This is a genomic window from Synechococcus sp. BA-124 BA4 (assembly GCF_034931165.1).
Map to the genome: position 1 here is coordinate 19544 of NZ_JAYGIA010000007.1, position 13427 is coordinate 32970.

Annotated in this window: 10 protein-coding genes and 1 pseudogene; 6 read left to right on the top strand and 5 right to left on the bottom strand. The window is 67.3% G+C overall.

Annotation, left to right across the window (positions count from 1 at the left end):
* The first annotated feature begins 9 nt into the window (after window positions 1-9).
* Together VB734_RS01420 and VB734_RS01425 are read left to right on the top strand one after the other, a co-directional pair.
* Window positions 10-1236 carry a lipid-A-disaccharide synthase-related protein gene (locus VB734_RS01420; RefSeq protein WP_322781963.1) on the top strand — a complete coding sequence of 409 codons (1227 nt, stop codon included), beginning with the start codon at window positions 10-12 and terminating at the stop codon, window positions 1234-1236.
* Window positions 1211-1516: a hypothetical protein gene (locus VB734_RS01425; protein WP_322781964.1), complete on the top strand. Its 306-nt coding sequence runs from the start codon at window positions 1211-1213 to the stop codon at window positions 1514-1516. Before VB734_RS01420 ends, VB734_RS01425 begins: the two co-directional genes overlap by 26 nt.
* Here the strand turns inward: VB734_RS01425 and VB734_RS01430 are convergent.
* Window positions 1452-2387 (bottom strand): TIGR01777 family oxidoreductase, encoded by a 936-nt coding sequence (locus VB734_RS01430; protein WP_322781965.1) that lies wholly within the window; start codon window positions 2385-2387, stop codon window positions 1452-1454. The genes VB734_RS01425 and VB734_RS01430 overlap by 65 nt on opposite strands.
* A gap of 93 nt (window positions 2388-2480) precedes the next feature.
* Here VB734_RS01430 and ndhO point away from each other — a divergent pair, with 93 nt between their 5' ends.
* Complete coding sequence (gene ndhO, locus VB734_RS01435; protein ID WP_322781966.1) at window positions 2481-2729, top strand: NAD(P)H-quinone oxidoreductase subunit O; 249 nt, start codon at window positions 2481-2483, stop codon at window positions 2727-2729.
* A 39-nt stretch (window positions 2730-2768) separates the two neighbouring features.
* Here ndhO and VB734_RS01440 read toward each other — a convergent pair whose 3' ends face one another.
* The 3 genes from VB734_RS01440 to VB734_RS01450 all read right to left on the bottom strand — a co-directional run bounded on the left by VB734_RS01440 (window position 2769) and on the right by VB734_RS01450 (window position 7233).
* Window positions 2769-3446, bottom strand: coding sequence for a J domain-containing protein (locus tag VB734_RS01440; RefSeq protein WP_322781967.1), 678 nt, complete (start codon window positions 3444-3446; stop codon window positions 2769-2771).
* A gap of 108 nt (window positions 3447-3554) precedes the next feature.
* Window positions 3555-5240, bottom strand: a complete 1686-nt coding sequence (locus VB734_RS01445) for an iron uptake porin (RefSeq protein WP_322781968.1) — start codon at window positions 5238-5240, stop codon at window positions 3555-3557.
* 352 nt (window positions 5241-5592) lie between these two features.
* Window positions 5593-7233 carry an iron uptake porin gene (locus VB734_RS01450; RefSeq protein ID WP_322781969.1) on the bottom strand — a complete coding sequence of 547 codons (1641 nt, stop codon included), beginning with the start codon at window positions 7231-7233 and terminating at the stop codon, window positions 5593-5595.
* A 200-nt stretch (window positions 7234-7433) separates the two neighbouring features.
* On the opposite strand from VB734_RS01450, the gene VB734_RS01455 reads away from it, so the two are divergent.
* Genes VB734_RS01455 through VB734_RS01465 form a run of 3 tightly spaced genes read left to right on the top strand, consistent with a single transcriptional unit; the run spans window position 7434 to window position 12734 of the window.
* Window positions 7434-9467 carry a glycosyltransferase family 39 protein gene (locus VB734_RS01455; RefSeq protein WP_322781970.1) on the top strand — a complete coding sequence of 678 codons (2034 nt, stop codon included), beginning with the start codon at window positions 7434-7436 and terminating at the stop codon, window positions 9465-9467.
* Entirely contained in the window at window positions 9464-11116 is a 1653-nt protein-coding gene (locus tag VB734_RS01460; protein ID WP_197166120.1) for an ArnT family glycosyltransferase, read from the top strand. The genes VB734_RS01455 and VB734_RS01460 overlap by 4 nt, the downstream gene beginning before the upstream one ends.
* 22 nt (window positions 11117-11138) lie before the next feature.
* Window positions 11139-12734, top strand: coding sequence for a DUF2079 domain-containing protein (locus VB734_RS01465; protein ID WP_416223712.1), 1596 nt, complete (start codon window positions 11139-11141; stop codon window positions 12732-12734).
* Window positions 12735-13155: 421 nt separating this feature from the next.
* On the opposite strand, the pseudogene VB734_RS01470 reads toward VB734_RS01465, so the two are convergent.
* Window positions 13156-13427: pseudogene (locus VB734_RS01470) on the bottom strand (photosystem II D2 protein (photosystem q(a) protein)); the annotation flags it as partial.

Below are 13427 nucleotides of genomic sequence, written 5' to 3' on the forward strand. Positions count from 1 at the left end.
TCCATCCCCATGGGCGATCCCAGCCGGCGCCTGCTCCTGCTCAGCAATGGCCACGGGGAAGACCTCAGCGGCAGCCTGATCGGGCAGGAATTGCAGCAGCTGGGACTGGAGGTCGTGGCCCTGCCGCTGGTCGGTCATGGCGGTGCCTACCGCCAGGCAGGACTGCCTGTGCTGGGGCACACCCGGGAATTCAGCACCGGCGGCCTGGGCTACACCAGCTTCGGCGGTCGCCTGACTGAACTGGTCCAGGGCCAGGCCACCTACCTGCTGAGTCAGCTGGTGCTGTTCTTCAGGGAAGCGCGGCACTGCGCAGCCGTGGTGGTGGTCGGGGATGTGATCCCCGTTCTCGCAGCCTGGTGCAGCCGCCGGCCGGTGATCACCTACCTGGTGGCCTACTCGAGCCACTACGAAGGCCGCCTGCGCCTGCCCTGGCCCTGCGGGAGCTGCCTGCGCAGCGGCCGCTTCCTGCGGGTGTTCAGCCGCGACGCCTTCACGGCCGAGGACCTCAGCCACCAGCTCGGGCGGTCTGTGGATTTTCTCGGCAACCCCTTCCTCGACCGGGTCCTGGAGGGCACACCTCCCCTCGACAGGCAGGAGGCCGGAACGCCCATCCCACGGCTGGGGTTGCTTCCAGGCAGCCGCCTGCCCGAGGCCCTGCGCAACTTCGAGTTGATGTTGCAGGTGCTCACCCGCCTGCCCGCGAACCTGCAGACCAGCAGCGGCCTGCACCTGGACGCTGCCCTGGTGGGGGCCATCGATGCGGCGACGGTGGCCAGGATCAGCCGCCCCCTGGGCTGGCACCTGGAGCCGGAGGGACGTCTGCTCCGTGGGGAGCTGGAGCTGAGGCTGCACTGGGGGAGATTCCCAGCTGTGGTTCAGCAGGCCGACCTGCTGCTGGCCATGACCGGTACGGCCACGGAACAGGCGGTGGGACTGGGGAAACCCGTGGTTCAGCTGGCAGGGGGCGGCCCGCAGTTCAGCCCCAATTTCGCCGAAGCTCAACGGCGCCTGCTCGGGCCCTCACTGTTCAGCGCCGAGGGGGAACCTGGCTCGGAGCGCAGCCTGGGGGGCACCGCCGTGCTGGTGGGCGAGGTGCTGCGCCAGCTGCGGCACACCGATCTGGGGGAGCGTTGCCGGCATAACGGCCTGGAACGCATCGGTGGTCCCGGCGGGGCCGCCAGGATGGCCGGGCAGATCCTGCAGGCCCTCGATGAATCCTCAGTCCCGCTCCAGTGAAGCCGGCGGCACGGAAGCTCTGGCACCGCGGCTGAAGCGCTGGATCGACACCGTGCTGGTGATCGATGTCTTCCTTGTGATCGCGGGGGCGATCTGGTTCGCCCTGGCGGTGGCCCTGCACAGCCAGCATGTGGAGGCGCCGCTGCAGCTGCTGCAGCGGCTCTGGGACCCCCTGTTCACGCCGGCGATCGGCCTGCTGATGGCGGCGGCCCTGGTCAGTGGACTGCTGGGCTGGTGGCAGCGGCAAGGGCTGAGTCGAGGTCGGGATAGCGAAACGTGAAGCCCTGGGGCCCCAGCCGCTCGGAGACCACCTGCTGGCCTTCCAGCACCACCGCAGCACCATCCCCGAGCATCAGCTGCAGCACCGGTGCGGGCACCGGCAACAGGCTGGGACGCTTCAGCACCCGGCCGAGGGCAGTCGCGAACCGGTCCATGCGCACGGGCTCAGGGGCCACGGCGTTGTACACGCCCTCATAGGCCGGGGTTTCGAGAGCAGTGGCGATGAGCGCGCAGAGGTCGCTGCGCTGAATCCAGCTCATCCACTGGCGGCCGGAGCCGATCGGACCGCCCAGGCCGGCGCGGAACACGGGCAGCATCTTGCCGAGGGCTCCCCCATCGGGGCCGAGCACGATGCCGATCCGCAGCTTCACCACCCGGCAGTCGGCAGGAGCCTGATCGGCAGCCGCCTCCCAGTCGCGACAGAGCTGACCGAGGAGATCAGGGGCCGCCGGGCTGGATTCACTGAACCGGGCCTCCTCGCTGCTTCCGTAGTAGCCCACGGCGGAACCGCTCACCAGCACACGGCCCAGCCTGGGATGGGCCTGGAGCGCCTCCACCAGACGCGTCGTACTTCCGAGGCGGCTGTCGATCAGCCTGCGCCGCTGCTCCTCGCTCCAGCGCTTCTCCGCGATCGGCTCCCCGGCCAGATTCACCACCCCCTCCGCCTCGGCAACGGCAGCGATCAGAGCAGGCTCCTGCCAGGAGGCCGCCTGGGCCGGATCCGCCTGGATTCGTCGCAGGTCCGGATGCTCCAGCCCCGCCAGGGGGTGGCTCTGGCGGCTCACCACCACCAGCTGATGCCCCCGAGTGAGCAGGAGAGGCACCAGCTCACGCCCCACGAACCCCGTACATCCCAGCAGCAGCAGTCTCACGGGCCAATGCAGCACACACCACAGCCGAGGCTAGGGGGCACCCCAGGCCGCCCGGGCCGACTTAGCGTGGTCCCTGAGCAGAGTCGACCGTCCATGGCCCAGACCCCAACGGATGCCATCGCCCCCAAGGCCACTCCCGTCAAGAAAGGCACCCTGGTGAAGGTCAGCAGGAGCGCCTACATGGGCAGTCTGGAAGCCGCCGCCAGCGATCCCACTCCCCCCGACTACCTGTTCGAAGGACCCGGCGAAGTGCTGGCCCTCAACGGTGACTACGCCCAGTTGCGCTGGAGCCTGCCGGTTCCGGACGTGTGGCTGCGGCTCGATCAGCTCGAGGCCTGCTGACGGCTGATCCATTCATCCCGGGCCCCCGTCCGTCCGGCCTCAGAGATCGAGTCGGCGGCGCTCGTCCTTGAGGTGGCTGCGCCGTTGCTTCGCCTCCCGCAGCATCTCGCGGCCATCGCGCAGGTAGCTGTCGACATAGCCCATGGTGTAACGCTCCAGCTCCAGCAGGGCATCCTGGACCTGGCTGAGGCAGTGGTAGAGGCTGAGACCGAAGCCCTTGGCCTCGCTTGGACAGGGACGCGAGCGGTACAGGGCCTCCACCTTGTCCATACGGCTTTTGCTCTGCTCCAGGTAGGCGCAGAACGCCTCCATCAGGCTGTCGTCGTAGGGATCGGCGGCCAGAGCGCGCAACTGGCTGGGGAAGGGGTTGATCACCTGGGCCAGCAACCGATCGATCGGCCCGTAGACCTGCTGCAACCAGCCCAGCAGAGCCCCGTCACGGACGTGACCGCTGGGGGCCGGCCTGGCGGCGCCGGATGCAGGCCGCCTGCCTCGGGCTGAGGGCAGCCGGCTGAGGTCGTAGTGGCGGCGGCGGTCGCCGTCACCCAGAACCGCCCAGGCGGCATTGATGGCCAGGATCGCGGTGTCATCTCCACCGGCATCGGGATGGTGCCTCTTGACCAGGGCGCGGTACGCGGCCTTGATCTCATCCGCCCCCGCCGTGGCTGGCACGCCCAGGACGGCATAGAAATCACTGCTGGCCAGGGCTGCCTTCAAGGGGGGTGATGGCGGCTGGAGCCATCATGGCAAGGGCAACAGCCATGAAAAAGCCCCCTGACGGGGGCCGGTGGTGTGTGAGGGTGCGAACGGACTAGACCAGCTGGCTCAGAACTTGAAGGTGGTCTGAACGAGACCGCCGAAGTTGCTGAAGCTGTTGTCGTCGCCGGTGAGCTGTCCGAGCGGACGGCTCAGGTAGAAGATCGCCGGGGTGACGGCGATGTTGTCGGTGACCTGGAACTTGTACCACCACTCCCAGACGTAGTTGCCATCGGCAGGGGTGGTGTTGCCCGAGTCATCGCTGCCGCGAGAGAGCGCCGTGGCGAACACGGGCTGACCCACGGCCATACCGGCGGCATTGCCCTTGGCGAAGAGATCAGTCCACTGCAGGCCGACGAACCAGCTCTGGCTTTCCTTCACGAAGGGCTGAACGTAATCAAGGCCCGCGGCGTTGGTGCCATTGCTGGAGAGGCTGTTGAGACCCCAGCCGAGGCTGATCGAGGGGATCCAGCCGCTCTCCTTGGGTTGCCAGTAGGCGTTGGCCGCCACACTGTTCGATTCTCCACTCACCAGGAACCAGCTGTTGCTGGCCGCGAAGTTCGTGCCACGGCGGAAGTTCGTGGCCTGCTGGCCATAGCGGTAGGCCAGCGACACGTTCCACTGGGGAGCGGTGTAGTTGAGCTGGGCCAGGAAATTGCCGCGTGCGCAATCCGTACCGATACCACCTTCGCTGCTGGAGCAGACGTTGTCATTGCCATCGAAGGCCTGACCTGAACTGCCCTGCTGAGCCACGTAGTTAGCCGAGGCGCTGAATCGGCCCTGACCTTTCTTGACGTTCTGCTTCCAGATCACACCGCCCAGAGCACCGGTGGCCTTGTTGTAGACACCGGGTGCACCCCAGAGCTGGAAAACATCAAGGATTTTGTCACCACCACCGCTGCCATAAAGCGACGGTGTGACAGCGACCGACTCAGTATTTCTGGCCTTGGCACCAAGAATAAAGGTGAAATCGCGGCCCAGAGGGAAGCGGTAGTAGAGACGATCGACGCCGACTGAGTCAGAACCACCGAAGCCATTGCTGGCCACATCCAGCGCCGTGAGGTTGACGCCATTGCCACTGAAGGCATTGTTAAAGTTACCTGTCCGCAGACGGGTGTAGAGCAGATCCTTGCCGGTGAAGCTGGTGAGCAGGTTCAGCCGGAGGTCATAGTTGAACGTAGTGGCGCCGAACTGAGCGTTGTACTTTTCAGCGGCATCACGGCTGCCGAAGGTGGGCGAAGCACCGAAGACTCCGGCACCCGGGCGATCACCACTGGCCGTGACGGCGCCGACCACGAAGGTGGCCTGGCCCTGAAGTTTCGTGGTTGTGGAGAACTGTGTGGCCTCCAGTTCGCCCACCTTGGCCTCGAGGCGATCCACACGGCCCCGCAGGATGGCGAGCTCCTTCTCGAACTCCTTGAGCAGGCGGCGCAACTCATCGGTCACTTCGGTGATCCGATCGAGGCAGGCGTTGAGCAGAGCCGCAGCTTCCCAGCGGCTCAGGGGCTGCTTGCCTCGGAAGGTGCCGTCGGGATAACCGGCGACGCAGCCGTAGCGCTCGATCAGGTTCGAGAGTGCCTGATAGGCCCACTCGGTGGGCTGAACATCAGAAAACTGGGTGATGCTGGTCACCTGATCTTTCTTGCCGGCATACTTTTTCATGCCGTCCAGATCAAAGTCCGCGGCCGAAGCGGCCATGGGAGCCACCAGCCCGAGGGCGACCGGTGCCAGCAGCAGACGCTGGAACAATTTCATTCAATCCTCACACCAATTGAGGGATGGTCCAAAAGGACACTGGAAGATTGTATCGAAATGACGGATTAGGGCCCACGCCTGCAAACACATGGCCAGGTATCGCCGGTCACACACGAAACGCCAAAGCCGTTCTCCTGCAGAGGATTTCAAGCCCTGGACATAGGCAGCCAGGCCCTGGAGAAGTCCAGGTGAACACAAAAAAGCCGTGGGCGGAGCCACGGCCTGAAGAGAACAGTCTGGAGAGGACCAGAACTGATTCATGAAGTCAAAGAACCAGCCAGATCAAGGTGTGTGAGGAGATGATCTGGCTGGAGAAGAGATCAGCCGAAGCTGATCAACCGATCAGGAACGATCAGAACTTGAAGGTGGTCTTGACCAGGCCACCAAAGTTGTCGAAGGTGTCGCTGCTGGACTTCTGGAGCTGACCCAGGGGCACGCTGAGGTAGAAGAGCGCAGGGGTGACCGAGATGTTGTCGGTGACCTGGAACTTGTACCACCACTCCCAGGCATAGTTGCCGTCGTTGGCCTCAAGAAGGCTGTCATCACCCGAACCGGTCAGGAAAGTGGCCTGACCCACGGCCATGCCGGCAGCATTGCCCTTGATGAACACGTCGGTCCATTGCAGACCCACATACCAGGACTGGGTCGTGGCACCGTCGATGGCATCTTCCAGAGCACCAGCGGAGCTGCTGTCTGCGCTGTGGGAGTTAAGACCCCAACCCAGGCTGACCGAAGGGAGCCAACCGGAGTTGGAGGGCTGCCAATAGCCACTGACACCAACCGAATTCACGCTGGAGGAGAGCGCATACCCGAGGTTGGCCAGGGGAGTGCCATTGCCGCCGTAGAGACCAGCCAGACCACCCTGAGGGCTGGTGTAGGTGTACGCGGCAGCAATACCGAAGTTCTCGTTGTTCCAGGCGATCTGGGCGGTGCCGGTCTGAGCGGAACCCTCGGTGCCGATGCCGCCGAAGTTGGGGTTACCCACGTTGCCGTTGGCGGCCACGTAGTTGGCGCTGATGCTGAAGCCGCCGCTCTTCCACCAGATACCACCACCGGAGCCGAGGGTCAGGGGGTAGGCACCGGGAGCGCCGCCGTAGGTGAAGATGTCGAGGACGGTGTCAGCGGGATACACGCTGGGCCAGAAGGCGAGCATGTCGTCCTGACGGACCTTGCCACCGATCGTGGCGGTGAAGCTCTTGCCCAGGGGGAACTGATAGAAGAGGCGGTTGACTTCGACGGAATCGGCACCGCTGGCACCCTCGAAGGCCACCTCGAAGGCGTTCAGACCAACGAGGTTGTCGGGGTTGGCCGCGCCCCAGGGGCTGGAGCCGAAGTTGCCGGCACGCAGGCGGGTGCGCAGCAGGTCCTTGCCGGTGAAGCTGGTGTCGAGGTAGAGGTCGAGGTTGTAGTTGAAGGCGGTGGCACCTTGCTGAGCTGCGGCGACGTCAGCAAACTTCGGGTTGAGGCTGTTGGGGAGTCCGCTGTTGTTACCCAGGACACGGGCATCGCCACCGAAGGCGTTGGCGCCGATGGTGAAGGTGGCCACACCACGCAGCTTGGTGGTGGTGGAGAACTGATTGGCCTCCAGTTCACCGACCTTGGCCTCGAGGTTGTCGACGCGGCCGCGCAGGATGGCGAGTTCCTTCTCGAACTCCTTGAGCAGACGGCGAAGCTCGTCGGTCACCTCGGTGATCCGATCGAGGCAGGCGTTGAGCAGAGCGGCGGCTTCCCAGCGGCTCAGAGGCTTCTTGCCACGGAAGGTGCCATCGGGATAGCCGGCGACGCAGCCGTAGCGCTCGATCAGGTTCGAGAGCGCCTGGTAGGCCCACTCGGTGGGCTGCACGTCGGAGAACTGAGTGATGCTGGTGACCTGATCCTCGGAGGCGGAATACTGGTTGATGCCGTCCAGGTTCATTTCGCCGGCGGTGGCGGCCACGGGGGCCATCAGTCCGAGGGCGACAGGTGCCAGCAGCAATTGCCGGAAGAATTTCATGGGGTCCTCACACAAGTTGGCGCAATGCGCCTGCATGAAGAATCACCCCCAGCCGCCGGGCTGGCCCGGGTAGATGTGACAGAAAGCACAACGGCTGGGGGAACGGGGCCTGGTCCAGACTCGCCCCAACCGCCGCCACGGCCCTGAACGCACGGTCCCAACGCCCCTGGCTGTGGTGGCTGGCCCTGGCGGCCCTGTGGTTGGCGGGCAGCCTGGCCGACCGGCTGTGGCTGCATCTCGATCAGCGGCTGCCGGCCTGGGACCAGGCCGACTACCTCAACAGTGCGGTGGACCACGGCCGGGCCCTGGGGCTGCTGCCGGGCGGGGGCTGGCAGGGCTGGCCGGACCTGCTGGATCTCTCCCCCAAGGTGCCGCCGCTGGCGAGTCTGGTGAACGGCGCGGTGATCGCCCTCGCTGGCGACAGCCCCGATCAGGCCAGCGCCGCCCTGGCTCTCTGGCAGGGGTTGCTGCTGGTGAGCGTGGCCGGCTGGGGACGACAGCTGGTGTCGCCCGGTTTCGGCCTGCTGGCGGCGGCGCTGACCAGCACCACACCGGCCCTGGTCAGCCTCCGGCTGGATTTCACCCTCGACCTGCCCCTCACCGCCACCAGCGTGCTGGCCCTCTGGCTGCTGGGGCGCTGGGCGGCACCTGAGCCCAGGGGGGGGAGCTGGGGACAGGCCGCTGCAGCGGCGCTGGCGCTGGCGGCGGCCGTGCTGGTGAAGCAGAGCGCGTTGCTGGTGCTGCTCCCCCCAGCCCTGTGGGCGGCGCTCCGGGGGCTGGGACACCCCCAGCGGCGCTGGCAGGCGCTGGGGGGCCTGGGGCTGGTGCTCGCCCTGGTGCTCCCCTGGCTGCAGCACAACTGGATCACCACCATCGGCGGCACCAACAGGGCCGTGCTGGAGTCGGCCGCCCAGGAGGGAGACCCGCCGCCGTTCAGCCTGGCCAGCCTCCTCTGGTATCCCCGGCTCTGGCCCCGGCAGCTGGGACTGGTCAACAGCCTGCCTGCCGTGGCAGGCGCGCTGCTGGCCCTGGGCGCCGCCTGGCGCCGTCGGGGGTTCCCGCGACCTCAGCCAGCCGTTGAGACGGGTCAGGCCAAGGACGGCCGGGGCTGGGCCTGGCTGATCGGCTGCAGCCTCAGTGGCTGGCTGTTCACCACCCTCAGCCCCAACAAGGACCCCCGCTACATCACTCCGGTCCTGCCCCTCCTGGTGCTGCTCCTGTGCTGGGGCTGGTGGCAGCTCGGAGGGGTCCTTCGCCGGCAGGGCCAGGGGCGCGCCAGCTGGGTGGCCCTGTCCGCCGGGCTGGCGGTCAGTGCGGGCAGCGCCGTGGCCGCCCAGGCCGGCGAGATCCGCTGGCAGCCCCGCTCACCCCTTCCAGCGGTCATGGACGCCATGCGTCAGCAGGTGGGTGAGCAGCCCTGCACCCTGGTGGTGCTGCCCAATGCCCCCGAGCTCAACGAGCACACCGCCACGGTGTTCGGTCGGGCCCGGGGAGGGCAGATCGTGGCCAGGCAGCTCGGCCGTCAGCCCAGAGAACGGCAGCTGGTGCTGGATCAGGCGGAGTGGATCCTGCTCACCACCGGCGAGGCGGGCATGCGGCGGGAAGCCTCACGGCAGCTGGCCAGGGAGATCCGCCAGGATCCCCGATTCCGGTTGGTGGGCCGCTGGCCCTGGAGCGACGGCGAACCTGTGGAGCTGTGGACGCGCCGCCGGCCCGTGGCCGCCACGGCCCGCTTCGATCGCCGCTTCATCGAACTGGCCTCCGGCCTGAAGCGGGGTCCCGCCGGGCTGGCGCCGGTGTTCGAGGCCATCGGCCCCCAGCACCAGCTCGATGGCCACTGGCTCTACCAGGGTCGGGTGACCGACTGGGCCGAGCAGCGCCTGCGCTCCGATGCCAGTGATCGTGAGGCGCTCTGGACACTGGCGCTTCTGGCGGTCCTGCACAACCGTCCGAACCAGGCGGATCATTGGTTCTCCCGCCTGCAGACCCTGGAGCCGGGCAACCCATGGCCGCCGGCCTACCGCAGTGTGGTGCTGCTGGCCGGCTGGAATCCCTGGCGCGCCCATGCCGTGGCCAGCGCCGCGGCCCGTGGTCATCAGGAGCCGGTGCTCGACGCCCTTGCCGATGTGAGCGGCGCCCTGCTGGCCAATCCCTTCAGCCTGCAGCGGGCCTTCCGTTCGGTTCCCCAGGCCACCAGCAGAGTGACCGACCAGATGAAGCAGGACCAACGATGAGGGTGGGCCGCGTGCTGCTCGGGCTCTGGGCCGTGGCCCTGGTGCTGGCCCTCGCCGGCCTGGGCAATCTGCCCCTGCGCGACTGGGATGAGGGCATCGTGGCTCGGGTGGCCCTGGAGACCAGCCAGGCGCCCTGGCCCGACAGCCTGCTGCCGACGTTCTGGGGATCCACCTATCTGAACAAGCCTCCGGGACTGCACTGGCTGATCGCAGGCGTGATCCAGCTCTGGCGCGCCCTCAGCGGCGAGGCCACCGCCCTCCCCCCGGAGTGGGTGATCAGGCTGGCGCCGGCGCTGATTTCGAGCCTGCTGGTGCCGCTGATCGGCGCGATTCAGCTGCGCCTGCGGCCCAGCCAGCCCCAGGCCGCCGTAGCAGCGGCAGCCATTGCCCTCACCCTGATGCCCCTGGTCCGCCACAGCCGGCTGGCCATGCTCGATGGGGCCCAGCTCACGGCCATGGCCCTGCTCTGGCTGGGCCTGCTGCTGGCTGGGCCCCGGCCTCGGGCGGCCCTCTCGGGCGGCCTGATCGCTGGGGCAGGGGGCAGTGCCCTGCTGCTGCTCAAGGCGCCGGTGCTGTTGCCGGTGCTGACCACGGGGCTGCTGCTGCGCTGGCTCGATCATGATCTGGATCGGCGGGCCTGGCTGCGCCTGGGCCTGGGCCTGGGCCTCGGGCTGTCATTGGGCCTGGCCTGGCACGGCTGGCATGGGCTGCAACGGGGCCCGGAGGCCCTGCTGATGTGGGGCGGCCAGGGGCTGCTGCGTTTCACCACCACGGTGGAGGAGCACCACGGCGGTCCTCTCGTGCCGCTGCTGGAGGTGCTGGAGGGGGGGTGGCCCTGGCTGCCCCTCTGGCCTATCGGTCTGGGGCTGGCCTGGCGGGAACGGCGGCAACCGGCCGGCCGCTGGAGCCTGGGCCTGACCCTGGCCGCCACCCTCACCGTGCTGCCGATGAAGACCCAGCTGCCCTGGTACAGCCTGCTGCTCTGGCCACCGTTCTGCCTGATCTGCGGGCCGGTCCTGGCTCGCCTGATGGAGCCACCCCGCCCCCGAGGCCTGCTGAGGCCGCTGCCCTGGTTCTGGGCCGTTCTGGGGGGGGTGCTGGTGTTGGCATCCCTGCTGGCGCCATCGCCGCTGCGCTGGATGCCCCTGCCGGCGGGGCTGGGACTGCTGTTCGGGGGAATCAGCCTGAGCCGGCCAGCCCAAGGCCGACGACGGCTGGGGTTGGCACTGTTGCTGCTTGGTTGGAGCGCTTCGCTGCTGTTGTTTGTACTGAGCCCACTCTGGAACTGGGAACTCAACGAACACTGGTCGGTGCTGCCCGCCGCTGAGCTGGCCCGAAGCGCCAGGGATGGGGGCGCTGCGGCCGAGCTGCCGATCCACATGCCCGGCAATCAGGGGCGGCGGCCCAGCCTGCGCTGGTATGCCGAGCGGGAGCTCTTCAAGCTGCCTGACAGCCCCGACGACCACTGGCCGAAGCGTTTCCGGGTGCTGCTGCGCCCCTCCGACGGCATCGGCAGGCTCGAGGCCGGCAACCCCAGGCGCCTGCGGCTGCAGGATGCCATCTGTGACCTGGAGGCCCGCGGTGGCGATAGCTGGCAACGCTGGATCTGCTCAGGAGGAGTCCAAGCTCCTGCCGTCCAGACCCCCTGAACAGAGGCGGGCCCAGCGGGCCGTGCTGGTGGCGGCGGTGCTCTTCGCGCTGATCGGGCTGCTGCTGCAGTGGTGGCGGCTGCAGGTGCTCACCGCCTCCTACGACCAGGGCATCTTTCTGCAAACGATCTGGAGCGGATTGCAGGGCCATCCCTTCGAGAGCACCCTCTCCTCCCAGCTCTCCACCAATGTCATCCACGCCGGGGAACCTCCCTCCCTGGGCTATCACCGCCTGGGCCAGCACTTCACCCCAGCCCTGCTGCTCTGGGTGCCCCTGGTTGGGCTGCTGGGGATCTGGGCGCTGCCGCTTGTGCAGGTGGGCCTGATGACCGCCGCCGGACTGGTTCTGCATCGAATCGCCCGCGAGCGATTGCAGGATCCCTGGCTGGCCGCCTTCCTGGCCTGCAGCTTCTTCGGTGCCAACGCGGTGATCGGCCCCACCTGGGGGAACTTCACCGATCTGTGCCAGCTCCCCCTGGCCGTGCTGCTGCTCTGGTATGGGCTGCAGCGCCGCCTCTGGTGGTTGCTGGCGCTGACGGCGGTGGCGGTGCCAATGATCCGCGAGGACACCGGCGTTCTGCTGGTGGGGATCAGCCTCTGGATCCTGGTGCGGCAGCGTCAGCGCTGGCCCCTGGCCCTGGCTCTGGCCGCCCTGGGGCTGGGCTGGGTGTTGCTGGTGACCAACGTGCTGATGCCCCTGTTCAGCGACGACAACTCCCGCCGCTTCATGGTGGAGAACTTCGGCCAGTACATCGGTGACGCGGAGCAGGCCAGCAGCCTGGAGGTGCTGCACAAGGCTCTCAGGCAGCCGTTGGTGATACTGCGGGAGCTGATCTGGCCGCCAGGAGAGACTCTGCGTTACCTGCTGGCGCAGGGTCTGCCCCTGATGCTGGTGCCGCTGATCAGCCTCGACAGCTGGCTGCTGATGGGCATGCCCCTGCTGGGCCTGCTGCTGGCTCAGGGATCGAACAACCCCCTCTCGATCAACCTCCGCTACGCCCTGCTGGTGGTGCCTGGGCTGTTCGCCGGGGCGATCGAGTGGTGGCGCCGCCATCCCCAGGTCTTTGCCCATCGGCGTCTGCGCCGGGTCTGGATCGGCTGCATCACGCTCTCGCTGCTGTTCACCCTGCTGGCCAACCCCAACCGCAGCCTCTCGTTCCTGATTCCCGACAGCATCGATCCCTGGGTCTACAGCTCACCGCCGCGTCAGTGGAGCCACGGGGCCAGCGCCCGGGCGCTGCTCAGAACGATCCCCGAGGGCGCCAGCGTGACCGCCACCACGCCGCTGATCCCCCACCTGGCCCAGAGACCGGTGCTGATCCGCTTCCCGAACGGGGTGATCTACCGCGACCGCCAGGGCAGTCGCCGGGCCGTCGACTGGATCGCCATCGATTTCGATTGGTTGCGCCGCTATGCGGTGGCATTCCCCGTCGATCGGGAAGCCCTGGAGACCAGCCTCGAGGCCCTGAACTCCCTGCCTGAGCCCTACGGAGTGAGGGCCTTCGCCGATGGGGTGGTGCTGCTGCAACGGAAAGCGCCCGATGTGCAGCCAGCGCGGCGCCAGCTCCAGGAGCTGATGGGCTCGATCCAGCGACAGCTCGATCGCAGACCCGACTGAAGGAACGGGGCTCCAAACAGGAACCGGGCAACAAGAACGATGCCCCCGTCACCGCGTTCCTGAGCAGGCTCAGAAGCGAGGTGACGGGGGCGTTCGCCGGGTCCACTCTGGCGCGGAACCGATTGATCAGGAAACAAGCGCCGAAATCAGCCGGCGTTCTCCGCGATCAGCAGACCCTGGGTCATGGAACTGTGGCTCACGGGCACCTCCTCCTTGGGGGGATAAAGCCAGCCGGCGACGCATTCGAAGCGGGCTCATCGGGCACGGGGCCTGACGGCCTGCTCCACGACACTGCTGACGGAACAGGACGAATCTAAGGGAGTTGCCTGGCCAGGCGAGAGCCCTTGAGCCGGGCAGCACAGGGAGAATCCTGGCCACAAAAAAGCGCCCCGAAGGGCGCCGTGTGGACGATGACAGCCGATCAGAGGGCGTTGCCGCGGGGCAGGACCTCTTCAGGGAAGACGAAGTTTTCATGCGGCTGGTCGGCCGGTGCCATCCAGGCACGCAGACCCTCGTTCAGAAGAATGTTCTTCGTGTAGAAGGTCTCGAATTCGGGGTCCTCAGCGGCGCGGATCTCCTGCGACACGAAGTCGTAGGCACGCAGGTTGAGGGCCAGGCCGATGATGCCGATGCTGCTGGTCCACAGACCCATCACCGGCACGAACAGCATGAAGAAGTGCAGCCAGCGCTTGT

What these genes read in the sequence shown, in the direction of transcription:
- VB734_RS01460 (WP_197166120.1), top strand. Translation starts at nt 9,464, where the DNA reads ATGAGGGTGGGCCGCGTGCTGCTCGGGCTCTGGGCCGTGGCCCTGGTG.
- VB734_RS01425 (WP_322781964.1), top strand. Translation starts at nt 1,211, where the DNA reads ATGAATCCTCAGTCCCGCTCCAGTGAAGCCGGCGGCACGGAAGCTCTG.
- ndhO (WP_322781966.1), top strand. Translation starts at nt 2,481, where the DNA reads ATGGCCCAGACCCCAACGGATGCCATCGCCCCCAAGGCCACTCCCGTC.
- VB734_RS01420 (WP_322781963.1), top strand. Translation starts at nt 10, where the DNA reads ATGGGCGATCCCAGCCGGCGCCTGCTCCTGCTCAGCAATGGCCACGGG.
- VB734_RS01450 (WP_322781969.1), bottom strand. Translation starts at nt 7,233, where the DNA reads ATGAAATTCTTCCGGCAATTGCTGCTGGCACCTGTCGCCCTCGGACTG.
- VB734_RS01445 (WP_322781968.1), bottom strand. Translation starts at nt 5,240, where the DNA reads ATGAAATTGTTCCAGCGTCTGCTGCTGGCACCGGTCGCCCTCGGGCTG.